General features: G+C 66.1%; 1 protein-coding gene. It reads left to right on the plus strand.

Annotated elements, in window-relative coordinates; genetic code table 11:
- Positions 1-557 (plus strand): phage tail tape measure protein (locus Q5762_RS36995; protein WP_315896700.1); only part of this gene is annotated, 557 nt, incomplete at both ends.

Here is a 557-nt window from a genome sequence, read left to right on the forward strand (position 1 = left end):
TCTTCGGATCGTTCGCGATCCGCAACGCCTCGGTGCTGTACGAGCAGGGTGCCGAGGGCATTCAGCAATGGGTCAACAATGTCAACGACTCCGGCTACGCGGCGCGTGTCGCCGCTGGGCTGCTGGACAATCTCAACGGCGATCTCCAGGTGCTCGGCGGCTCGTGGGAGACACTGCTGATCAAGATGGGCACCGACGCACAGGCGCCGCTGCGCGGCGTGGTGCAGTGGATGACTGAGCTGATCAATGCGGTCGCCGAGCATCCAACCATGGCAGCATCGATCCTCAAGCTGCTGGCCGCGTTCGGCGGGTTCGCGCTCGCCGCGGGCCTCATCATGAAGGCCACCACGGCCGCCGTCGAGTTCCGCACCGCACTCGGCGCGCTCCGCACCGAGCACCCCCAAGCCGTGGGCGCGCTCGGCAAGATCGGTAAGGCTGCCGGCGCTGTGGGCTTGGCCTTCGCTGGCCTCGAGATCGCCTCCATGATCTTCGAGAAGATTCGGGCAGGCCAGCCCACTCTGGAGCAAACCTCGTCGCTGATGCTGCAACTGGCGGCA

It is taken from the genome of Streptomyces sp. P9(2023), from assembly GCF_032436795.1.
Classification (GTDB): domain Bacteria; phylum Actinomycetota; class Actinomycetes; order Streptomycetales; family Streptomycetaceae; genus Streptomyces.